The sequence below is a fragment of the Colwellia psychrerythraea genome (genome assembly GCF_000764225.1).
Lineage (GTDB): Bacteria > Pseudomonadota > Gammaproteobacteria > Enterobacterales > Alteromonadaceae > Colwellia > Colwellia psychrerythraea_D.
Genome location: NZ_JQED01000015.1, coordinates 97,246 through 119,657 on the forward strand (window position 1 = coordinate 97,246; position 22,412 = coordinate 119,657).

The 22,412-nt window shown below is 37.5% G+C and carries 15 protein-coding genes and 7 tRNA genes; 18 read left to right on the plus strand and 4 right to left on the minus strand.

The genetic code is table 11. The features are described from left to right. Positions 1 to 162 precede the first annotated feature (162 nt). The 10 genes from ND2E_RS14110 (at position 163) to ND2E_RS14065 (ending at position 4,376) form a co-directional block, all read left to right on the plus strand. On the plus strand, positions 163 to 798 hold the full coding sequence (locus ND2E_RS14110; RefSeq protein WP_033093233.1) for a 50S ribosomal protein L25/general stress protein Ctc: 636 nt from the start codon (positions 163 to 165) through the stop codon (positions 796 to 798). 29 nt (positions 799 to 827) lie between these two features. After that, on the plus strand, positions 828 to 1,412 hold the full coding sequence (gene pth, locus ND2E_RS14105; protein ID WP_033093234.1) for an aminoacyl-tRNA hydrolase: 585 nt from the start codon (positions 828 to 830) through the stop codon (positions 1,410 to 1,412). Between the two features lie 34 nt (positions 1,413 to 1,446). Further along, positions 1,447 to 2,538 (plus strand): redox-regulated ATPase YchF, encoded by a 1,092-nt coding sequence (gene ychF / locus ND2E_RS14100; protein ID WP_033093235.1) that lies wholly within the window; start codon positions 1,447 to 1,449, stop codon positions 2,536 to 2,538. A gap of 587 nt (positions 2,539 to 3,125) precedes the next feature. Then, positions 3,126 to 3,202 (plus strand) — tRNA-Met (locus tag ND2E_RS14095). 176 nt (positions 3,203 to 3,378) lie between these two features. Then, positions 3,379 to 3,463: transfer RNA gene (locus ND2E_RS14090), tRNA-Leu, on the plus strand. Between the two features lie 42 nt (positions 3,464 to 3,505). Beyond that, positions 3,506 to 3,580: transfer RNA gene (locus ND2E_RS14085), tRNA-Gln, on the plus strand. 64 nt (positions 3,581 to 3,644) lie between these two features. Further along, positions 3,645 to 3,719, plus strand: a tRNA-Gln gene (locus ND2E_RS14080). 108 nt (positions 3,720 to 3,827) lie between these two features. After that, positions 3,828 to 3,912, plus strand: a tRNA-Leu gene (locus ND2E_RS14075). Between the two features lie 87 nt (positions 3,913 to 3,999). Further along, positions 4,000 to 4,076 (plus strand) — tRNA-Met (locus tag ND2E_RS14070). 223 nt (positions 4,077 to 4,299) lie between these two features. Further along, positions 4,300 to 4,376, plus strand: a tRNA-Met gene (locus ND2E_RS14065). A gap of 397 nt (positions 4,377 to 4,773) precedes the next feature. On the opposite strand, the gene ND2E_RS14060 is transcribed toward ND2E_RS14065, so the two are convergent. After that, positions 4,774 to 5,979 (minus strand): FAD-dependent oxidoreductase, encoded by a 1,206-nt coding sequence (locus ND2E_RS14060; RefSeq protein WP_033093236.1) that lies wholly within the window; start codon positions 5,977 to 5,979, stop codon positions 4,774 to 4,776. Positions 5,980 to 6,111: 132 nt separating this feature from the next. After that, positions 6,112 to 9,327, minus strand: coding sequence for an EAL domain-containing protein (locus ND2E_RS14055; protein WP_052056371.1), 3,216 nt, complete (start codon positions 9,325 to 9,327; stop codon positions 6,112 to 6,114). A 185-nt stretch (positions 9,328 to 9,512) separates the two neighbouring features. Here ND2E_RS14055 and ND2E_RS23290 point away from each other — a divergent pair, with 185 nt between their 5' ends. The 7 genes from ND2E_RS23290 to lnt all read left to right on the plus strand — a co-directional run bounded on the left by ND2E_RS23290 (position 9,513) and on the right by lnt (position 18,528). Beyond that, on the plus strand, positions 9,513 to 9,986 hold the full coding sequence (locus ND2E_RS23290) for a hypothetical protein (protein WP_033093237.1): 474 nt from the start codon (positions 9,513 to 9,515) through the stop codon (positions 9,984 to 9,986). Between the two features lie 46 nt (positions 9,987 to 10,032). Next, positions 10,033 to 12,750, plus strand: coding sequence for a ligand-binding sensor domain-containing protein (locus ND2E_RS14045; protein WP_033093493.1), 2,718 nt, complete (start codon positions 10,033 to 10,035; stop codon positions 12,748 to 12,750). Positions 12,751 to 12,900: 150 nt separating this feature from the next. After that, positions 12,901 to 14,343, plus strand: coding sequence for a tRNA (N6-isopentenyl adenosine(37)-C2)-methylthiotransferase MiaB (gene miaB, locus ND2E_RS14040; protein ID WP_033093238.1), 1,443 nt, complete (start codon positions 12,901 to 12,903; stop codon positions 14,341 to 14,343). Between the two features lie 51 nt (positions 14,344 to 14,394). Next, on the plus strand, positions 14,395 to 15,489 hold the full coding sequence (locus ND2E_RS14035; protein WP_052056375.1) for a PhoH family protein: 1,095 nt from the start codon (positions 14,395 to 14,397) through the stop codon (positions 15,487 to 15,489). After that, positions 15,489 to 15,956, plus strand: coding sequence for an rRNA maturation RNase YbeY (gene ybeY, locus ND2E_RS14030; protein WP_033093239.1), 468 nt, complete (start codon positions 15,489 to 15,491; stop codon positions 15,954 to 15,956). Before ND2E_RS14035 ends, ybeY begins: the two co-directional genes overlap by 1 nt. Before the next feature lie 102 nt (positions 15,957 to 16,058). Continuing rightward, positions 16,059 to 16,937 (plus strand): HlyC/CorC family transporter, encoded by an 879-nt coding sequence (locus ND2E_RS14025; RefSeq protein WP_033093240.1) that lies wholly within the window; start codon positions 16,059 to 16,061, stop codon positions 16,935 to 16,937. Further along, positions 16,930 to 18,528, plus strand: coding sequence for an apolipoprotein N-acyltransferase (gene lnt / locus ND2E_RS14020; RefSeq protein WP_052056376.1), 1,599 nt, complete (start codon positions 16,930 to 16,932; stop codon positions 18,526 to 18,528). The genes ND2E_RS14025 and lnt overlap by 8 nt, the downstream gene beginning before the upstream one ends. Before the next feature lie 294 nt (positions 18,529 to 18,822). On the opposite strand, the gene ND2E_RS14015 is transcribed toward lnt, so the two are convergent. Together ND2E_RS14015 and ND2E_RS14010 are read right to left on the minus strand one after the other, a co-directional pair. After that, positions 18,823 to 19,791 carry a sensor domain-containing diguanylate cyclase gene (locus ND2E_RS14015; RefSeq protein WP_033093241.1) on the minus strand — a complete coding sequence of 323 codons (969 nt, stop codon included), beginning with the start codon at positions 19,789 to 19,791 and terminating at the stop codon, positions 18,823 to 18,825. An 83-nt stretch (positions 19,792 to 19,874) separates the two neighbouring features. Then, on the minus strand, positions 19,875 to 21,005 hold the full coding sequence (locus ND2E_RS14010; protein ID WP_033093242.1) for a response regulator: 1,131 nt from the start codon (positions 21,003 to 21,005) through the stop codon (positions 19,875 to 19,877). Between the two features lie 433 nt (positions 21,006 to 21,438). On the opposite strand from ND2E_RS14010, the gene tpx reads away from it, so the two are divergent. Then, positions 21,439 to 22,125, plus strand: a complete 687-nt coding sequence (gene tpx, locus ND2E_RS14005) for a thiol peroxidase (RefSeq protein ID WP_033093243.1) — start codon at positions 21,439 to 21,441, stop codon at positions 22,123 to 22,125. Positions 22,126 to 22,412: the final 287 nt, after the last annotated feature.

Consider the following 22,412-nt stretch of genomic DNA (forward strand, 5'->3'; position numbering starts at 1 on the left):
TATATACTGTAGATGTTAATATTTCGCGCCTTTTTTATCTGCCTAATTGGGATTAATCTTACTTAGCATGATTAATAAAGGTTTATATCCTTGTTTTTGGTCGCAAAAAACAAGACAACATTTTTTAAGCCTTCAGGCTTATTTAACACAAAGAGTATTAAAATGACTGATTTATTAACATTAGAAGCTGAAGTACGTACTGATTTAGGGAAAGGTGCGAGCCGCCGCCTACGTCACGCGAACAAAGTTCCTGCAATCCTTTACGGTGAAAACCAAGAACCTGTATCTTTAACTTTAGAGCACAAAAACGTTTTCCGTGCTCAACAAGAAGAAGCGTTCTACTCGCAAGTATTAACATTAAACATCGCTGGTAAGCCAGTTGAGTGTCTAATTAAAGACATGCAACGTCACCCGTACAAGCAAGTTGTAATGCACTTAGATTTCATGCGCATTGATGCTAAGCATGTTGTTCATGCAAACGCTCCTATTCACTTCTTAAACGAAGAAGTAGCAGCAAAAACTGGTGCTAACATTTCTCACCACGTGAACGAAATCGCTATCACTTGTTTACCAAAAGACTTACCTGAGTTTATCGCTGTTGACTTAGCTGATTTAGAACTTGGCCAAACTTTACATTTATCAGACATTACAATGCCAGCTGGCGTTACTTCTGATGAATTAGCTAAAGGCGAAGATCACGATCTAGCTGTTGTTTCTGCTAATGCACCTAAGGCTGCAAAAGCAACTAGTGACGACGAAGCTGCTCCAGCTGCTGAAGAAACTCCAGAAGCTGAATAATAGCTCATTCATTTATAATATTATAAATAATGACTATTAAACTAATTGCGGGGCTGGGTAATCCTGGCCCCGAATATAGCAAAACACGCCACAATGCCGGTGTTTGGTTCGTAGAAGAACTAGCACGTAGCCATAACATCTCACTCCGCCCCGAAAAAAAATACTCTGGCCTTTATGGTAAAGGGTTAATTGCGGGTAACCTTGTTCACTTATTAATTCCGACTACATTCATGAACCGTAGCGGTCAAGCAGTTGCACCCCTAGCTAATTTTTATAAATTAACGGTCGATGAAATCTTAGTTGCCCATGATGAATTAGACATGCAACCAGGTGTTTGTAAGATTAAAAAAGGTGGTGGACACGGCGGACACAATGGCTTGCGCGATATTATCGCTCGCATGGCTAATAATAAAGAATTTTACCGGTTACGCATTGGCATTGACCACCCAGGTCATCGCGATAAAGTAACGGGTCATGTACTGGGTAAAGCGCCGAGTGCAGAACAAGTAAAAATTGAACAAGCAATCGACGAAGCCAGTCGATGTTTAGACATTTGGCTAAAAGACGACTTAAAGAAAGCGCAAAATCGCTTACACTCTTTTAAAGCTGAATAAAAACATGTTAGCAAATAATCAGTAGGAAATAATCATGGGTTTTAAATGTGGTATCGTTGGCTTGCCTAACGTAGGAAAATCAACACTATTCAATGCACTTACCAAAGCAGGTATTGAAGCAGCAAACTTCCCGTTCTGTACTATTGAGCCAAATACTGGTGTAGTACCGGTACCCGATCCTCGCTTAGATAAATTAACCAAAATAGTTAACCCTGAGCGTGTCTTAGCTACGACTATGGAATTTGTTGATATTGCAGGTCTTGTTGCTGGTGCATCAAAAGGTGAAGGTTTAGGTAACAAATTTTTAGCCAACATTCGTGAAACTGATGCGATTGGTCATGTTGTACGTTGTTTTGAAAATGACAATATTATTCACGTTGCGAATAAAATTGATCCGGCAGAAGATATTGATGTTATCAATACCGAACTAGCCCTTGCTGATATGGATACTGCAGAGCGTGCGATCCAACGTCAAGCCAAACGTGCTAAAGGCGGCGATCCAGATGCTAAATTTGAAGTACCTGTTTTAGAAAAAATATTAAAACATGTCGAAGATGGTGAAATGGTGCGTTCTTTAGACTTAACTAAAGAAGAAATCGCTGCTGTTAGTTACTTAAACTTTTTAACTATCAAACCAACCATGTACATTGCTAATGTTAATGATGATGGCTTTGAAAACAACCCTCACCTTGATGTGGTACAAGCAATCGCTGATAAAGAAGGCGCTGTTGTTGTTGCTGTTTGTGCTGAAATTGAAGGCGAACTGTCTGAAATGGATGATGAAGACAGAGAAGAGTTTATGGCTGAAATGGGCTTAGAGGAGCCAGGCCTTAACCGTGTAATTAATTCAGGCTATGGCTTATTACATTTACAAACTTACTTTACCGCGGGCGTGAAAGAAGTGCGCGCATGGACTGTTAAGCAAAATGCTACCGCACCACAAGCTGCTGGGGTTATTCATACTGACTTTGAAAAAGGTTTTATTCGCGCTGAAATCGTTGGTTATGATGACTTCATCGAGTTTAATGGTGAATCTGGTGCTAAAGAAGCGGGCAAATGGCGCTTAGAAGGTAAAGAGTACCGTGTTAAAGATGGTGATGTCATACATTTCCGCTTTAACGTATAACACGCTAAAAGCTCTTAACCCCAAAAGGCTCATCACGATGGGCCTTTTTTGTGCCTGTAAAGTATGAACTATAGGCGTTTACTTAAACCAAATGACACAGGTTAGTTAAGTGTAAATCCCGATAGTAAAACCTAATTAGCTATTAACCCACTCGATGCTGTGCATAATTTAAGGTACTCAAGAGTACAAGTTAAAAAGTCACTGCAGGTTTATTATATTTATGACGGACCGACGAGCATAAACTAAATTTAATTATAAAATCTTATGAATTAACGTTTGAGAATTCCATTATTAGCAATTTATAAACTATCTATGGAGCCAGAAAAAGGCAACTTAACAAAATATTTAGTGTATTTAGCAAAGAGCGTTAAATAAAAGCAATGTCACTTATTCAGTTTTAAAGACAAGAGTAAGAACGAATTTATCAATTCACTGCTTTATTTACTGTTTCTCTGCATAGTTATTCGTCAAACTGCACACGCAATAGCCAAACAAATAAAAAGTACAACTTTTTTGAAAATAACTGTTGACGGAAGGCAAGTAGATTAGCATAATACGCCGCACTTGCTACAGAGCAGGTTGGTAAAGGCTACATAGCTCAGTTGGTTAGAGCACATCACTCATAATGATGGGGTCCCAGGTTCGAGTCCCGGTGTAGCCACCATTTTACTTCAGTATTTATACTTTAGTAAAAAGAGTTCAAGTCTCTTTAAAAGCTTGAATGTAATGCGGGTTTGGCGGAATTGAGAAATCGATGACGCGCTACTTTTTTTTATAGAGAGTAGGTTCCAGTATTGCAAGATGTGAGAGCTCAAGTCTCTTTAAAAACTTGAATGTAATGCGGGTTTGGCGGAATTGGTAGACGCGCTGGATTTAGGTTCCAGTATCGCAAGATGTGAGAGTTCAAGTCTCTTGACCCGCACCATTACAAAGCAACTTTGTTGCACGTAAAAAGTAAGTACATTGCAGGGATATAGCCAAGCGGTAAGGCAGCGGGTTTTGATCCCGTCATTCAGAGGTTCAAATCCTCTTATCCCTGCCACTTTTTATTACCATTGTTAATTCAATGTTTAATAAAAAGTCTGCAATGTCACTTATTATCCTGGAGGGATATAGCCAAGCGGTAAGGCAGCGGGTTTTGATCCCGTCATTCAGAGGTTCAAATCCTCTTATCCCTGCCATTTTTTTCTAAAAAATGGTATACAGAGCCAAGTCTCTTTAAACCTTGAATGTATGTTCCAACATCGCAAGATGTCAGAGTTTCAAGTCTCTTTAAAAACTAAATGTATGCGGGTTTGGCGGAATTGGTAGACGCGCTGGATTTAGGTTCCAGTATCGCAAGATGTGAGAGTTCAAGTCTCTTGACCCGCACCATTTAAAAACTCTAGAAAATCCAAAACACTCCCTACTATCTAATTATAGGTGCCCACTTATAGCAGATAGTTTTTTTGTGTTTGTAATGGCTACATAGCTCAGTTGGTTAGAGCACATCACTCATAATGATGGGGTCCCAGGTTCGAGTCCCGGTGTAGCCACCATTTTCCTATCAAAGTAAAACTTCCCTCTAAGAAAATAATACACTTTTGGCGGAATTAGTAGACGCGCTGCTTATGTTAGGAAAGTACGGTTCCAGTATCGCAAGATGTGAGAGTTCAAGTCTCTTGACCCGCACCATTTAAAAACTCTAGAAAATCCAAAACACTTCCTACTATCTAATTATAGGTGCCCACTTATAGCAGATGGTTTTTTTGTGTTTGTAATGGCTACATAGCTCAGTTGGTTAGAGCACATCACTCATAATGATGGGGTACCAGGTTCGAGTCCCGGTGTAGCCACCACTTTTACGTTAGTAGAAATGCACTCAAATATATGGTCTATCTTCTTTAAAAAATCAAAGATTACTTCAAATTTACTTTAAATAGTAAGCCATGGTTAATGATTCGTTATAAATAACTAGTCATATAAATAAAAATGTCGAAGCTATTCCCGTAATGTAATTATCTTAGAAATAAGGTTGTCAGGATATTCCCTCCCCCTTCCAAGCGGCACTCAAGTCCTATACTGGCGAAAAGATTGTTGTAAGTCGAATAAGATTAATAAGTGATGACAATATAAGAGTCTCGTAACCTTATTCACAGAAGACACTCCCTTAAAGCTTATTTGTCTTCATGTTGTATAGAGTGAGGGTTCAACTCCCCCGAGCATTTACTTCTTACTTAATCAGAAATGATATGTCTATAACCCACATGCATAAGCCAGTGCTTTATTTTTTATGCTCGTGTTTAGCACAGGCACTTTGTTAACGGCCAGCAATGCTAAATTACGGGCGGCTTTGATAAGTGGTGAAGGATGACTAAAGCCAACATATAACGCGTCCATGGTGGACATCATAAGTAAATTATCTTTACGTCTCATTTTTTCATAACGGGCTAGAACAACCTCATCATGCCAGGCTTCACCATGACTAATTGCTTCAGCAATAACATGCTGCAACGCAAGCACATCTTTAAAGCCTAAATTAACGCCCTGTCCAGCCATTGGATTGATAGTATGGGCTGCATCACCTAATAACAATATGCGCTTATGTTGATAGGTATTTGCATGTCTGCGTGTGAGAGAGAAATCCCCCTTACTCAGTACTTTTATATTGCCTAATTGTTTAGGAAAACACTTAAGTATTTCATGCTCTAGTTGGCTATTTGATAATGCTGCTAACCGTGTAATTTCATCACGTTGATGATACCAAACTAGCGAAGCATAACCACCTAATGAGCTTTCTCCTGGCAGTGGTAAAAAGGCGACAGGTCCTGTAGGAGAGAATTTCTGCCAAGTAATATCTTGCTGACACAATGAGGTTTCAATATTAATCAACATGGCTGATTGCTGATAATCCCAGCCTGTCATACCAATAGCAGACATTTGCCTTACTTTTGATTGAGCGCCATCAGCGCCAATGACAAGCTTTGCTGTTATCACGCTATTAGATAAAGTTAATGTTACTTTGTTATCACCAGTGTTATCGTCTTGGTTTAGGGAAAGTAAACTTTCTGGACAGTATGTATGAATATTGCTCATCGATTCCATTCGTTGCCATAAGGCAAGTTGAATTAATCGGTTTTCTGCAATATCTCCAAGGTGTGACTGTTCAATGTTGTCGGCATTAAATTCCGTGTAAGCACGCTCATGCTCCCAAACCCCCAAGCGTTTGTATGGACAACTGCGCCATTGTTGCACTTGTTGCCATGCACCAACTTGATTGAGTAAATTTTGTGAAGCGAGTGAAATAGCTGATACACGTAGGTCTAATGGTTGTTCAGCACTAAAGTCTTTAGGGGGGAATTTTTCCACCACGGCCACTTTTAAACCAAGCTGTGCTATGGTTAACGCACTTGCAGCGCCAACCATACCACCACCAACAACCACACAATCAAAATGTTCCATACTTTAATGTTCGCAACAATATAGGAATAGAGCTGCATTTTACCCAAGGCAGCGAGTAATTTCGACCGATTTATTGTTTAATTAATTTGTAACCATTCTGTCTGACGATGCGGAGTTTAGGTGGAAAAATTATTAAGTTGACCATGTAGGCAACCTACCCACCTGTTGACACAAGGTAATGAATTCTGATGACATTATAGGTTTAGAGATAAAGTACCCTTGCCCATAATCACAGCCTAATGAGCGAAGGTAGTCATAATGTTGTTTGGTTTCTATACCTTCACCTACCAGTTTTAACGATAGACTATGGCCAATTAATACGACAGCTTCAACCAAACTTGCATCGGTTTTATCATCAATAGATCCGGCAATAAAAGAGCGATCTATCTTCATGACATCGATAGGGAAATGTTTTAGATAACTTAATGAGGAGTAACCCGTACCAAAATCATCCATGTATATGGCAACACCTAAATCACGAATATCTTGCAAAGTAGTCATCATTTCTTGTGAGTTATCCATCAATAAACTTTCAGTTATCTCTACTTTCAAGTTTGATGGCGAAATATCATTATCTTTCAGTGCTTCTTTTATTATATCTTTTATTGGTGTTTTACTTGTTTGTTTGCATTGGCGACTAGAGACATTAACAGCGACTTGTAATGCTAGACCAAGACTTTGCCAATGCTTTAAGTCAGCACAGGCTTGCTCAATCACCCATTGCCCAATAGGTTCAATTAGCCCAGCTTCTTCTGCCACTTCGATAAAACTATCAGGATATATTAATCCTTTACTTGGATGCTGCCAGCGAATGAGTGCTTCAGCGCCAATAATTTCACCATTACTTAATGATACGACCGGCTGATAGTGTAAAACAAATTCACGCTGCTTAATGGCTTGTCTTAACGCTTGCTCAATATGCATTCGACGACTAACAGCTTCATTCATGTTCTTAGTAAAAAATTGATAGGTATTACGACCGGCAGCCTTCGCTTGATACATCGCAGTATCGGCATTCTTAAGGAGTAATTCAACACTGTTACCATCTTCTGGGCCAACGGTAACACCTATGCTCGCAGATACTACAGCTTCATTGCTTTCGGTTAAGTGAAATGGCATAGATAGACTAGTCAGAATACTTTTAACAATACGTTCAATGGCAAAACGGTTAGACAGGCCTACTAATAAAACAACAAATTCATCACCACCGAATCGTGCTACCGTATCTTTGTCACGGATACAATTACGTAAACGGATTGCCGCCAACTTCAATAAATCATCTCCACTGCTGTGGCCCCAAGTATCATTAACAAATTTAAATCGATCTAAATCTATAAATAATAAGGCAACATCACGACTCCCCTCTAGCTCCCCATTCAATTTATTGTGTAACCTTTCGATGCATAAATCACGATTAGGTAATCCTGTTAGTGAGTCATAATTCGCTTGTAACCAAATATCTTCCTCATACTTTTTATGCTTAGTGATATCTGAAAAGAGGCTAATGTATTGAAGCGGCTTTTTATCTTGATCTCTCACCACAGAAATGGCTAAAAATTCAGGATATATTTCACCATTCTTTCTTTTATTCCATATTTCACCCTGCCAACTATTCTCTTGCTCAAGTGATTGCCACATCTTTTGATAGAAGTGATTGTCATGCTTACCTGAATTTAAAATATTAGGTGATTTACCTAAGACTTCTTCGGCGCTAAAGCCACTAATGTGACAAAAAGCAGGATTAACGGTTTCTATCTTATTATTAGCGTCCGTGATCATAATGGCTTCTGAAGCATATTTGAAAACTGCAGCCGAAATTTTCTGCTCACCTTCAGATTTACTGCGCTCGGTTAGCATATGATTGAACGCTATTACCATATCGGTAAGTTCATCATTTCCTTTTACTTTTAACGGTTGATTAAACTTATGCTCAACCTCCATTGTTGTCATTGAAGTGCTAATATATTTAATTTTTGCAACAATGCGTCTAACCACGAAGAAAGAGCAATATAAAGTAGTGATAAAGATCAAAATGAATGTCGTTATGTATACCACTAAACTACCAATCGCTTTTTGCTCTTCATTATTGGCCAGAGTTTGCATTTCAGAACGAATATGATTGCTTATTGCTCTAAATTCATCAATGCGTAATGAAGACAAATGCCACCATTGCTCTGTATCTATACCTACATCATTTTGTTGTAGTTGTTTAATTGCAGCGACGGCTTGGCTATCATCAATGCGGATTTCCTCATCTATTTGCTCAGCATGCCTTCCTTTGTCTCTAGACATTTTTGCTAATAAAATGTGCTCATGGTAACGATTTAAAGTCTGCCCAATAACCTCAACCGCTTGTTTGTCATTATCTGTTAAGTTGGCAATATCATTAAATGATGTTAGATAGTATTGGCTTGAAGATAGCCGAGTTAAGAAACTATCAAAGTAATTCGATTCACCTCTTAACACATAATTTTTAAAATCATGTATTAAGCCGCCATAACCAATTTCACGTTCAAGTTGTGCCAGTTGCTCAGCACGTATTAATCTTTCATTGAGTAGTTCTCTAATGATTAATACTTGCTGGTTGTTAGCTGAATTAAGCTGTCGTTGTAACCATAATTGGTGATGTGATTTTGACACGGAAAAAAAGTTATTGATGAGCTCTGTTTGTGCATTTCCATAGGTAATAATTTGTTGGAGCTGGCTGGCGTATAGCTGTTTGGTGTTGAGCAAAGCATTTAAAGCACCACGCTCTTGCCCTGATTTCTCTTGTAATCTGAGCAAATTAAGAAAGTCGATATTGTCTCGATTTTGTTCCGTGCTTTTAAGGTTTACTTGTACTTGTGATATTAAACGTAATAGATCTTCATTGAACTGGGAATAGTAAGCAAAATAATTTTGACTCTCAGAGTTATCAATTTCGTTACGTGTTTGTGATAGTCCCTTAATACTTACAAAAATATCTTTTAATACATCATTTATTACTTGTTGTGTCGCAATAGTATTAAGCTCTAGTTTTGTTAATTCAATACGTTGGATGAACTTAATAGTATGTTCTATACGCAAATCAGTTTGTAATCTTTGCTGTTGTAGCTGACTTAACTTTTTCTGTTCAATCTGCTCAATAACACCCGCAGATAAACCTCGCTCTTTTTGTAATTCATAGATTAAATCATCAATTTCACTTGAAATCTCTATCGATAAAATAGCTTTACGCGCCAGTTTTATTTCCTCTAAATAATCACTGGCATGATTAAGCCCAAAGCTTAAAATGATAAGCCAAGGAAGCAATAAAAACGTTTTTAGCCGCGCACGAATACTAAAATGACAAGCAAACTTTTGAAACATTACAATAGAGCTACTTATTTTAGGTAAAGAGAGTAATTAGGCGTATTGAACGGATGCTACCATACCTAGTCAAAAACAAATTTGTTCGATATCAATATAGTCAGACAATGCTTGTATACTCTGACACTTCAGCTATAGTAAAGAGCCAAGACATTGAAATTAAATGTAATTATTAAGGAAGTCTTATGTCTACAGTATTACGCAAGCCCCCCACAACTCGAAATAGTGAAGAAAAACGTATAAGTAAAGACATCAATTTAATTTATGATTTCACCGAAAAGCCTAATAGGACTAATTTAAAAGCACATAGTGATAGAGCCGTTGTGGCTAAACTTCGTGCTGATTTAGTATTACCTAACAATAAAATTCTAACCGTAGATATAGATTTTGATAGTACAAGCGGCTACCATGACAATACTATGGTGGTTATGGATGACTTTGGTGTTGAGATGTTAGTCACGGCCTTCGCAGTAAAATACGGTCAGCAATTTGCTGATAAAATATCTAACGCTTGGGCAGAAAAAAATCATCAAAATGATCCGCGTAAACCCACTTACTTATTGGTACAAAAGCCAACCACTCACGATGGCTTGCCGCAAGTTTTTGTTGCCTGTGGAGAAAAGGAACACAATAAAACTAAACCACAAAGTATCGTTTAACACCCAACTAAATAGAATGTTCAAGGCTAAGTTTTCTATACTTCTAGTGCTTAGCCTCTTATGCATTAGCTTTTTAAGTGAAGCCAATAATGTCTCATCAATCAAAACCCTAAGTAATGTTAATAAGATACTCCAAGACAAAGACGGTTTTATCTGGTTAGCTGGTCAACAAGGCTTAACGCGTTTTGATGCCAATAGTAATGTTACTTTTTCGCTCAGCAATCAAGAATGGCCTATGCCATATTCTTGGATACATAATATGAGCCTGATTGACGACAAGCTATTACTTGCCACTGAAACTCACGGTTTATGGCTATTTCACACTCAAACCGGTACGGTAAAGAAAATTCCTGTCGATATCCCCAAGCAGAATCATTTTGATGCAGTAATGTTTAAAGATGAGTATTACATCAACGTACCAGATAAGTTGTATCGGTATAATCCAAGTACTACAGAAACGATTGTTATTGAGAGTAATATTAGTATCGATCATCTTGTTCATAATCAAGAGCACCTGTACATAGCTAATGAAGAAGGTTTATTTCAACTACAAGATAACCGCCTTGTTAATATTCTTAATGAACCCATCACGGCATTAAAGGCTTTGACTAATGCAGTAATAGCCATAACAGCCAACAATATATATCGTTTTTCAGATGACGGTACAATATCGAGTATCAAGCATGATGAGACCATCTACGGACTAACTAAAGCATTTGATAGTGATGACTTCTTTACAGTAAACAAGAAAAATACTATCAGCAAATATAACGGACTGAGCCTTGCAAAAATTCCTCATCATTATGGGCAAAGTAAAACGTTACGTATTAGGGACATGTTTCATGATGCCTCAGGTGTTTTATGGTTAGTAAGTAATCAAGGTGTTGAGCAAGTTAATGAAGACTACATAACCAATCATGAAGTTATTTTTGATATACCAATCAATGCAAATGAAATAAAGTTCTTTGACAATGAGATTATTATTGGTAGCTACGGTGCTGGTTTACAAAACTTCTTAAAGCCTGTATTCAAACAAAGTGTAAATACTGGTTTTACTAAAAAAGGCTTGAAAATATTTGACGCAATAGAGGTAGATAAAAGTCTCTATATCGCAAGTTTAGATGGTTTATGGCGCTATGATAAAAACCAAGGTAAAGTGACTAAACTAAATATTATCGCTGATCAACTAGTCTTAAAACTTAGACATAAAAACAATTTACTCTACATAGCTACCAATTATGATGGCCTTTATATCTATGACTTAGCTAGTGAAAAAATGATTAATCATGTCGATGTTAATAATGGCTTGTTGAGTCCTGAGATAATTGATGTCCTCACGTTAAATAATGGCACGGTATGGATTGCAAATAGCAGACACATTAGCATTTACCAACAGACCACCAATGTGCTCACAACAATTAATTCACCAAATAAAAGCAAAGTGGTTTCATTTGTCCTAGTTGATAACAAAATTTTTGCTTCAACACTTGGTGACGGCATTTTGGTGTTTAATCAACAAGGTGATTTGTTAGCTCAGCTATATAAGGATCATAGCTTCACCGAAATGATAGTAATTAATGGTGATGTATGGGTATCTGGTCAACCAGGTTTATACCGTATATCAGCTAAAAACTACCAAGTAACCATGATAGAGAATACCCAGCAGTACTCTTTTGTCAGCAGTATGTTAGTTAAAGATGACACGCTTTATGCCATTCATTACAGTGGTATTCTGGCGCTAGATCTATCTGAACAAAAACAATTTAATCCAAATGTTATCATTAGTAAAACTACAATTTCAGGTAAAGCTAAATTACTTAATAAATCAATCGAAATAGATAGTGGCAATGATGTCATCACGCTTGACTTAGCCAGTTTAGACTTTCGCCCTGGCCTTGCAAAAAAATACCAATATCGAATTAATAATAGCCAATGGCAACAAATAAGTAATAATCAACTAACCTTAACGGGGCTAGCGTCTGGACATTATAACGTCGAGATTATGGCAACCAATAGCTTAGGTCATTGGAGTGACGTAATAGCCTATACTGAAATTGATGTTGCCTACCCTTGGTACTGGACGATCGAATTAAAAATTTTTTACATCATCATAGCTTTATTTACCGTGTTGTTGACATCTTGGTTACTGTTTTTACGTACTAAATCAATTAAAAACATTCACAGCTTACTCAAAGATGACATGAAAAATTGCGGTCGGATTATGAAAACTATACAACGTAATTTGCAACTAACGTCTACGTCACTAGCCAGTAATGAAATAGAACATAGTAAACAATTAATTGAAAAGAGCTTAGTGATGCTTAAAGAAAGCCTTGATTCACAGGAGCCTGATAGTCTTAGTGGCAAAGAGTTAAGTGTCGCAATCCCTTTTTTAGCGGACTATGTTCAAAATAAGTACGAAGTTAAATTACACTGTACTCTTGATGATAAAATCGATAGTTTGAAATACGAGCTACGGTCTGATATTTATAAAGTCATCTTTGAAGCACTTATATCAGGCATTTTCAAAAGTGATGTGAAAAATTTCAAACTGACATTACAAGAGGTCAAGAAAAAATTATGGCTGTCGATTAATAGCGACAGTGATTCTTTTAACCAACTCAATAGTCGGATCAACTTCGATCTTGCAAGCTACACTATTCGTCAAATTACGAACAAACACCATGCCTCAATGAATACTTTTGAAAATGATGACGGCAGTAGTCAACTTGTTATTAGCTTTCCATTAATGACCTTAGATTAGGTCATTATGTTTAACTAAAACAAATTAATGCAGACATTTGTCTTATTCATTCGAAATTAGTTGTCAATTGGTATAAAATACGCCTCCTTTTATCTGTACGGGTCTTGTTTTAGCATTTCCGGTACGAATTCGTGTGCAAAGAGTGAAGTAATGAGTAAAAAGCTATATATCAAAACTTGGGGCTGTCAGATGAACGAGTATGACTCGCAGAAGATGGCAGAATTGTTGGATTCAACTCACGGTTTTTCGATGGTTGAAGAAGCGGAACAAGCTGATGTTATCTTGCTTAATACATGCTCTATTCGCGAAAAAGCACAAGAAAAAGTGTTTCACCAACTGGGTCGCTGGAAGCGCTTAAAAGATACTAAACCTGATTTACTTATTGGGGTTGGTGGCTGTGTTGCTTCACAAGAAGGTGACTCTATTCGCAAACGTGCTCCTTTTGTCGACATGGTTTTTGGCCCGCAAACGCTGCATCGTTTACCTGAAATGCTAAATCAGCTGCAAAATTCAAACAGTCCTATTGTTGATGTTAGCTTTCCAGAAATTGAAAAATTTGACCGTTTACCTGAGCCTAAAGCTGATGGTGCCAGTGCTTTTGTTTCTATCATGGAAGGTTGCAGTAAATATTGTACTTTCTGTGTAGTACCTTACACCCGTGGCGAAGAAGTGAGTCGCCCTCTTGATGATGTATTATATGAGATAGCTCAACTCGCTGAACAAGGTGTCCGTGAAGTAAACTTATTAGGTCAAAATGTAAATGCATACCGCGGTGAAACACACGATGGTTCAATTTGTCGATTTTCTGATCTAGTTCGTTTGGTTGCCACCATTGATGGTATTGACCGTATACGTTACACAACGTCTCATCCTGTTGAGTTTACTGACGATATTATAGAAGCTTATAACGATGTACCTGAGTTAGTAAATCACTTACATCTTCCAGTACAAAGTGGCTGTGATAGAATTCTAACGCAAATGAAACGCGGTCATACGGCAATTGAATATAAGTCTCAAGTGCGTAAGTTGAAAAAAGCACGTCCTGAATTATCCATGTCTTCTGATTTCATCATCGGCTTTCCTGGAGAAACAGATGAAGACTTCAAGGCAACCATGGACTTAATTAAAGCCATTGATTTTGACTTAAGCTTTAGTTTTATCTATAGCGCTCGTCCAGGGACTCCAGCCGCAGACTTACCCGATGACATTAGTGACCAAACTAAAAAAGACCGTTTAAAGATACTACAAGATCAAATAACACACCAAGCCTTACGCATCGCTAGACAGATGCTTAATACAGTACAGCGTGTTCTTGTTGAAGGGCCTTCAAGGAAAAATCCAATGGAATTACGCGGTAAAACAGAAAATAACCGAACGGTTAACTTTGTTGCTCCGCATAGCGTTATTGGACAATTTGTCGATATCAAAATTACCGATGTAGTTGCCAACTCTTTATTAGGTGAGTTAGTAAGAGAAGAAAAAGATATGGGTCTAAGAATTGCCCATTCTCCTGCTGATATTTTGGCAAACAATCATCACACCGCCACACCAAGTAATCTTGATGAGCTAGGTGTTGGTACTTATACGCCGTAACAACCCTTTGGGTATTATTTAGCATTTTACTTTAACAAAACGGAAAAAAAATTGACAATATCAGCGACTAAGCTAACCCGAGAAAACTTCAGTTTGACGCCTGTAGATAACCATAGACAAGCTAATTTATGTGGCCCTATGGACGATAATCTAAAAACTATTGAACGCCGCTTAGGTGTGGAGATAAGTTACCGTGGCCATGAGTTTACTGTCGTTGGCAAACCGTTAAATTGTCAGGCTGTTGTCCAGGTATTAAAAGATCTATACCTTGAAAGTCAAGAAGTTAAAGGTGAAAGCAAAGTAATCTCTCCTGAGATGGTTCATTTGGCCATCTTAGAAGCTGACTGTCTTGAACAAGAGCAACAGAGCGATAAAATATCAGCTGAATTAGGTAGTCAATTAGATAAAAAATTCGATGATATGGTCACCATAAAAACCAAGCGCGGTATCGTTAAGCCGCGCAATGGTAACCAACAAACTTATGTGCAAAATATAATCACCAGTGATATTAGTTTTGGTGTTGGTGTTGCTGGTACGGGTAAAACCTACTTGGCGGTTGCTTGCGCTGTTGATGCATTAGAACGCCAAGAAGTACGTCGTATTTTACTCACAAGACCTGCTGTAGAAGCTGGTGAGAAGTTAGGCTTCTTACCGGGCGATTTATCTCAGAAAATAGACCCTTATTTAAGACCGCTTTATGATGCACTTTTTGAAATGCTTGGTTTTGAAAGAGTTGAAAAGCTGATAGAACGTAATGTTATCGAAATTGCACCACTAGCTTATATGCGTGGCAGAACCCTTAACGATGCTTTTATTATTTTAGATGAAAGCCAAAATACTACTATAGAACAAATGAAAATGTTTTTGACGCGTATTGGTTTTAACTCGCGCGCAGTGATCACGGGTGATATTACGCAGGTCGACTTACCTCGCCACCAAATGTCAGGACTTCGTCATGCGATTGAAGTTTTACAAGACATTAACGGTATTAGTTTTAATTTCTTCCAATCAAAAGATGTTGTTCGACATCCTGTGGTCGCTAGAGTTGTTGATGCCTATGATAGCCATGAACAAAAGGCAAATAGAGAAAACCAAACAAATAAACAGGCAAAACAAACAAGTAATGATAAGAGCGATATAAGCTAATGCCTCATGAAATTGATCTTCAAATTGCCTGTGCACCAACCGAATTACCTACCAAAGAGCAGTTCCAACTGTGGGTTGATGCCGCCTTAGCTGAAGTCAGCAACGAACCAAACCAAGAGTTTGAGCTGACCATACGCCTAGTAAACAATGAAGAAAGCCAGCAATTAAATAACCAATACCGTGGCAAAGATAAACCAACTAATGTTTTATCTTTTCCTTTTGAAGTCCCTGATGGTGTCGAACTTAATCTATTAGGTGACTTGATTATTTGTATTGAAGTAATGAAACAAGAAGCACAAGAGCAAAATAAAGCCTTGTTCGACCATTGGGCTCATCTCGTTATTCATGGCTGCTTGCATTTAGTTGGCTTTGATCATATAAGTGAGTCTGAAGCACTTGAAATGGAAACTATCGAGACTTCTATTTTGAATAAACTCGGTATTAGTGATCCTTACTTAGAACAGTAAGCAACTAATTTACAACGATATAAATTGACAATGCTCGTCATTTGAAGGGTAATATGTTCAATTACATGCTCGATAACACAATAAAGGAATTCGAATAGCTCTATGAGCGATGACACTCCCCACTCTAGTAACGGTTCAGCCAATAAGTCCTTTTTGCATAAAGTGATGCAAGTATTAACGCCTGAGCCGAAAAATAAAGATCAATTAGTTGATATACTCAATGATGCTCAAGATAGAGACTTGATCAATCCTGAAACCAAACAAATGATTACAGGAGTCTTAGACGTATCAGAAATGCGCGTTCGAGAGATAATGATCCCACGTTCTCAAATGGTTACAATTGACATTAACCATGACCTTGATGAATTTCTCCCTATTATTCTAGAGTCTGGTCATTCACGCTTTCCTGTTGTGAATGAAGATATCGATCACGTTGAAGGTATTTTATTAGCTAAAGACCTTCTCGCTTTTAGTTTTAATTCTGAAAGTAAGGATTTCAGTTTACGTGAAGTTATTCGACCTGCCATTATTGTCCCAGAAAGTAAAAAGGTTGAACCCTTATTAAAAGAGTTTCGTTCAAACCGCTACCATATGGCCATAGTAGTTGATGAATATGGTGGTGTTTCTGGCCTTATCACTATCGAAGATATTTTAGAACAAATTGTTGGTGAAATTGAAGATGAAACCGACGATGAGATTGAAGAAGAAATAAAGCACTTAGCAGGTAATGTTTACCTAGTAAAAGCACTAACAGAACTTAGTGACTTTAATGAATATTTCAACAGTGACTTTGATGAAGCTAATGCTGATACCATCGGTGGTATAGTGTTAAGACAGTTTAATCACATGCCCCAAAAAGGTGAGTTATTTCGCTTAGGTAACTTTGAATTTAAAGTGCTTGTGGCCGATAGTAGACGTATGCAAATGCTGCAAGTAAGTGTTGATAAAGATCACGAAATTAACGGTAAAGTGAGTGATTAATATCAGTAAGGTTTCCCTCTTTACATCAATAAAAAGTAAACTGATTAACCCAAGTAATTGGCTGTCTTTTCTAAGTGGCTTTTTATTGGTTTTTGCTTATGCCCCCTTTTCTTTTTGGTGGCTGACATTGATTTTACCTTGCATTGTATTTTACCAAGTTCAGGATACCTCCCCTAAACAAGCAGCTAAAAAAATGGCGCTATTTGCCTTTGGTTGGTTTAGTAGTGGTATTAGCTGGGTTCATGTCAGTATCGACCAATTTGGTGGTCTGCCACTAATATTTTCCTTATTATTAATGTTAGCTTTGTGCGCCTATCTTGCACTATTTCCAACGATGGCTGGCTACTTAACCGCGAAGATAGCTCGAAATAACCGTGTTAATTTATGGTTTTTTCCATCAGTTTGGTTATTGTGTGAATACTTACGCTCAGTTGTACTCACAGGCTTTCCTTGGCTCTCACTTGGTTATAGCCAGATAGATAGTCCCTTAGCCAATTTCGCCCCTGTAATTGGCGAAGTGGGCCTGACCGGAGTTGTCTTAGTAATAAACATTTGTCTTGTAAAAATTTATTGTTTTTATGCTAATTTAAATAATAAAAAAAAGCAGGCATCACCAGTTACACTATCGAGTAAAAGCTTAGCGCTCCCTGTCACCTCGCTGCTAAGTATTGTACTGAGCAGCATTGTACTTGCTCAAATAAATTGGACCGAATTAACAGGTAAATCAACAAAGGTAGCACTTATTCAAGGCAATATAGCCCAATCAATTAAGTGGCAGCCTGAACAAGAATGGCCAACGATGTTGAAATACCTAGATTTAACGCGTGTGAACTATGATGCAGATATTATTGTGTGGCCTGAATCTGCCATTCCAGCTTTAGAGCCAGCAGTGCAAGACTATTTGGATACAGTGAATCGCTCAGCAATATTAAACAACAGCGCAATAATTACCGGCTTAATTAACTACAACTTTGAAAGTAAAGAGTACTTCAATGCGCTACTCGTTTTAGGTAAAAAAAATGCTGAAGATGAGCAAGGTTACTATTACAATCACAGTAATCGATACTATAAAAGCCATTTATTACCTATTGGTGAATTCGTGCCATTTCAAGAGTTACTGCGCCCAATAGCCCCCTTTTTTAACTTACCTATGTCATCTTTCACCGCTGGAAACTACGTCCAACCCAATTTGGTTGCTAATAATTTACATATATTACCGCTAAACTGCTTTGAAATAGCTTTTCCTGCGCAATTAGCTGCTAATTATACCGATGATACCGATATGATTTTAACAGTCAGCAATGATGCTTGGTTTGGTGACTCTCATGGCCCACATCAGCACTTTGAAATTGCGCGAATGCGTGCACTAGAGTTTGGCCGTCCATTAGTAAGGGCAACGAATAACGGTGTTACCGGTATGATAAACCATTTAGGAGAAGTTACCGCAATTGCGCCGCAATTTGAAGAAGTCGTATTAAAGGGCACGGTCGAATTTGTAAAGGGTGATACACCCTATAGTCAATGGCCAAACCTTATATTATGGCTAATGATATTGCTACCGATAACCTTGATGAAAATAGCTAAACTCTAGCAATGTAATACCAAAGCATTCAGTTATTTCCCTCTCAGCGAGAACTAATAGCCTTAGAGGTTGGCATTGAGAAAGGAAGTGGTTATTCAGGAGAAAATGCTGCAGCATTACCTATTAAGCTGCATTCATCAGCATCCTTGCCAGAAAAGCTATATCGGTACATATTTTATTTGTTATAGTCCTACTGGTATAGCTTTGATAATTAACAACGAAAGTATTGATTATTCGTGTAAAATGACAAGTAGAATAAATAAAGTGAGTAGTGACAATACCTTATTTATTCTTGTAAGGCTGTTACCTTTGTTGCTTTGGGTGCAATGACGTCTTGTTCCGGCCTGTCTCTTTAGAGTTATACAAAGCAGCATCAGCGCATTGAATCCAAGCTTCTGGACTGGTAATTCCTGCATCAACTTCAGCAACACCGACACTTATGGTGTAATTAATGTCAATATCATTATAAGTAACGATGGCTGCCGCGACTTCCCTACGCAGTCGCTCAGCAAATACATAAGCATTTTTAAGTGCGGTATCTGCCAATAAAATAGCAAACTCTTCTCCACCATAACGACCACAAATATCAGTCTCTCTCACATGAAGGCTTATGAAGCTAGAAAGGTGGCGAATAACTTCATCACCCACGACATGCCCATAGGTATCATTAACATTTTTGAAATGATCAATATCTAACATCACTAATGAGCTAGGGTGTTTACTTCGCCCCCAGCGTTTATATTCAGCAAATAAGCATGATTCCCAATGCGCACGATTAAATAGTTGGGTTAAACCATCTGTTTGACTCAACACAGCCAACTCTTCATTCGCTTTTTTCAAGCCTTGTTTATGTACAGCATTGTCTGTGACATCATAAACTAATAGGCATAAATGGCTAACATCGCCGGTAGATGACAACAGCGGAATAAACGTGGTGTTCTGATACATAAAATCAGCACTTCCGGTTACAGGGCGATAACTATCAAACTTAAATAAGTAAGGTCTTTGCTCCCATATGGTAAAGGCTTTGTTTTTTAATAAAAAAACTGATTCAGCTTTACGAGTAAACCAATCTTTAGGGATTTCTTCGAATAAATCGAATATCAATTTCCCCTTTACTTGACGTGGCAATAAACCACTATGATTTTCCATAAAACCATTAAATATTTGAATGGTAAATTCTTTATCTAGCACAACGAGACCAACATCAATGTTATGCAACATTTCCATTAACCAATGTAGTTCATTTAATTGTGATTTTTCTAACGTCATAAACAATTCCTGTCGTCGCTTTGTCGCGCTAACTCATGCCCATTTTATTAATACCAAGTGAATATTACTTTGCAACTCATCAGTTATTCAATTAGATAGGCCAGTTTGTTATTAAGTGTTTGCATCGATTTTTCCGTAAAGAGTAATAACAAATCACACTTTATTGGGTAGTTTTCTATGCTATAACTAATTTCTATTGCGAGTGTTTTTTTCCATTTATTGGCATTGTTAGCGATGAGGTCTGAGATTTTTCTATGTTGCCCTAATACCTCAGGGTGTCCTTGACTAAACTGTATATCAAGTTGTTCAGATATCCCTTTCAAGCAGGCGCCAATAAGAACATTTGCTAAGTCCATTAATAGCTCTAATTCAGTTCCCATATCAGCATTATATTGATAGTTCATCAAAGACGCGACATCTTTAAAGCTTGAATCATTTAGGATCAACAAAGCTTCCCCTGAAATCCCTGCGCTAATAAAACCCTGACAAATACCCGATGTACTTTCATGGTTTTCAATATCTTTCAATGCCATTCGAAGCTCACTCACTTCGATAAAATTAACATTAGGAATAGGTAACTCAACAAAAACATTGAGTAAACGAGCTAACAAATCGCCCGCTCTTCCCATAGCAACATTCGCTATTTCTTGATAACAATCCCGAATGTCTGTTGATAAGGTAATATCAGATTCAGCAAACCGTGCTTCACTATCATTGGAAGGAACATTATCTTGAGTATTTATAGGCTTCTCAGGAGTAGTTATAACGTCAACGCTTGAAGCAACAGCGGCATTGTTTAACGCACTGTCCAGTGTTTCTGGTTCATCATCCGTATCAGACGTTTTATTCGTAAATACTCCATAAGATGATAGCACTTCAGTAAGAATATCTTTATTGACAGGTTTCTTAATAAAACCTAACGCCCCTAAACTGGTAACACGTTGATGAGCTTCAGGTTGGATATCACCAGATATCACGATGGTAAGTGTTGGTAAATCTTGTGCTAAAATAGCTTCAAGCACCTGATAGCCATCCATCTTTGGCATATTAAGATCAAGCAAAAGCACATCGCCTTTTCCTGCCTTTATCGCTTCAATTCCTTCAACACCATCAGCGGCAAAACTTATATCTACATCCCAACCATCAGGTAATGAGCGTGCAACTTGCTTGCGCGCCATATTAGAGTCATCGCAAATTAATAATTTAGTGGTCATATTAATCTTAGGCCTTACATAAACAATAACAACGGCCGAGTTTACTCCCACCACCATGTAAAGAGCTGTATTTCAGTAGACGTTGAAATAACTTTAAGTAAGTGAAAAAACTAATGCATAGTTATTCTATGAATTAGTGATTTTACGTGGGATAAAGTGATTTAACCTCATCAAATAAGTATTTGTACAACATCACTTTTTCGTTGAAATGATAGAATAACAGGTTGACCATTACTTCATCACAACATCTTGGGTTGAGATTGTTCATATACTTTGAAATTACACCTTGATGGTAATGGGTATAAATATATCTAGCCTCTATTGATAACCTTAAAGTATCCAAGATAAAACACAATGATTAAGTTCTATTTATAGAAATTTTATTGCTAAACAGCTAAGATAATTTCACCTTAACTATTAATTTCAATAAATCATGAATTTTCCTACTTCAAACATTGCCTTATGTGTGTTTTTTATCGTCAGTTTTACAATCGCTTTTAATGGCCACAGCGATAACTTTGACTCAAAAAAGCTGCAATCAACACAGAATCTCGTCAAAGCTGGGGATAAATATATCACCCTATTAGGAGAACAAGTAAATGTTGGCGAGCAGGCGCCTCAATTTAAAGTTGTTGACAAAAACTTTGCTCCCGTGACATTGGCTGACTTTCACGGACAAACAATACTGATTTCAGTAGTACCAAGTTTAGATACTGGCGTTTGCTCTATACAAACAAAACGCTTCAATGAAGAAGCAGCCAAGTTGCCTGACAATATTGTCATTCTTACCATTAGTAATGATCTGCCTTTCGCTCAAAAAAGGTTTTGTGATGTAGAGAAAATTGACGGCATTAAAGTACTCTCTGACTCTGTCTGGCGTGATTTTGGCGTAAACTATGGCTTATTAATTAAAGATATGGGACTGCTCACACGGGCAATTTTTGTCATAAATAACCAAGGCAAGATTGTTTACAAAGATTTAGTCGCTAACATTTCTCAGCACCCTGATTATGATAAAGCGCTAGCTAAAGTTAGGTATACAGCACCTGTTATTGTTATTGATCCAGAAGCAGAAGTTGAAGCGACTAAAGCGCTTCCTACGGAAGAAACAGAAAAATAACAAAAAAATAAAATTTAATATTTCATTATAAAACAACAAACTAAACGAGTTGTAATTTTTTATTCAACTTTTTTCTTGAAAAAATAGTAAACAATCCCATCTCTAATTGTGTAGTCGCCGTAAGGGACTACACAACAAAAATTGCCTGTTCATTGTGAAAGGCAGCATTATTTTAAATAACACTTTTTTTAGTTCAACTCTAGGCAATTTCATTGCTAGAAAATCACTAAAGTACAAACGTCGCTATTTAAAATAATAATCATTTTATTGCTATATTATAGGATAAC

What these genes read in the sequence shown, in the direction of transcription:
- ND2E_RS14110 (WP_033093233.1), top strand. Translation starts at nt 163, where the DNA reads ATGACTGATTTATTAACATTAGAAGCTGAAGTACGTACTGATTTAGGG.
- pth (WP_033093234.1), top strand. Translation starts at nt 828, where the DNA reads ATGACTATTAAACTAATTGCGGGGCTGGGTAATCCTGGCCCCGAATAT.
- ychF (WP_033093235.1), top strand. Translation starts at nt 1,447, where the DNA reads ATGGGTTTTAAATGTGGTATCGTTGGCTTGCCTAACGTAGGAAAATCA.
- ND2E_RS14060 (WP_033093236.1), bottom strand. Translation starts at nt 5,979, where the DNA reads ATGGAACATTTTGATTGTGTGGTTGTTGGTGGTGGTATGGTTGGCGCT.
- ND2E_RS14055 (WP_052056371.1), bottom strand. Translation starts at nt 9,327, where the DNA reads ATGTTTCAAAAGTTTGCTTGTCATTTTAGTATTCGTGCGCGGCTAAAA.
- ND2E_RS23290 (WP_033093237.1), top strand. Translation starts at nt 9,513, where the DNA reads ATGTCTACAGTATTACGCAAGCCCCCCACAACTCGAAATAGTGAAGAA.
- miaB (WP_033093238.1), top strand. Translation starts at nt 12,901, where the DNA reads ATGAGTAAAAAGCTATATATCAAAACTTGGGGCTGTCAGATGAACGAG.
- ybeY (WP_033093239.1), top strand. Translation starts at nt 15,489, where the DNA reads ATGCCTCATGAAATTGATCTTCAAATTGCCTGTGCACCAACCGAATTA.
- ND2E_RS14025 (WP_033093240.1), top strand. Translation starts at nt 16,059, where the DNA reads ATGAGCGATGACACTCCCCACTCTAGTAACGGTTCAGCCAATAAGTCC.
- ND2E_RS14015 (WP_033093241.1), bottom strand. Translation starts at nt 19,791, where the DNA reads ATGACGTTAGAAAAATCACAATTAAATGAACTACATTGGTTAATGGAA.
- ND2E_RS14010 (WP_033093242.1), bottom strand. Translation starts at nt 21,005, where the DNA reads ATGACCACTAAATTATTAATTTGCGATGACTCTAATATGGCGCGCAAG.
- tpx (WP_033093243.1), top strand. Translation starts at nt 21,439, where the DNA reads ATGAATTTTCCTACTTCAAACATTGCCTTATGTGTGTTTTTTATCGTC.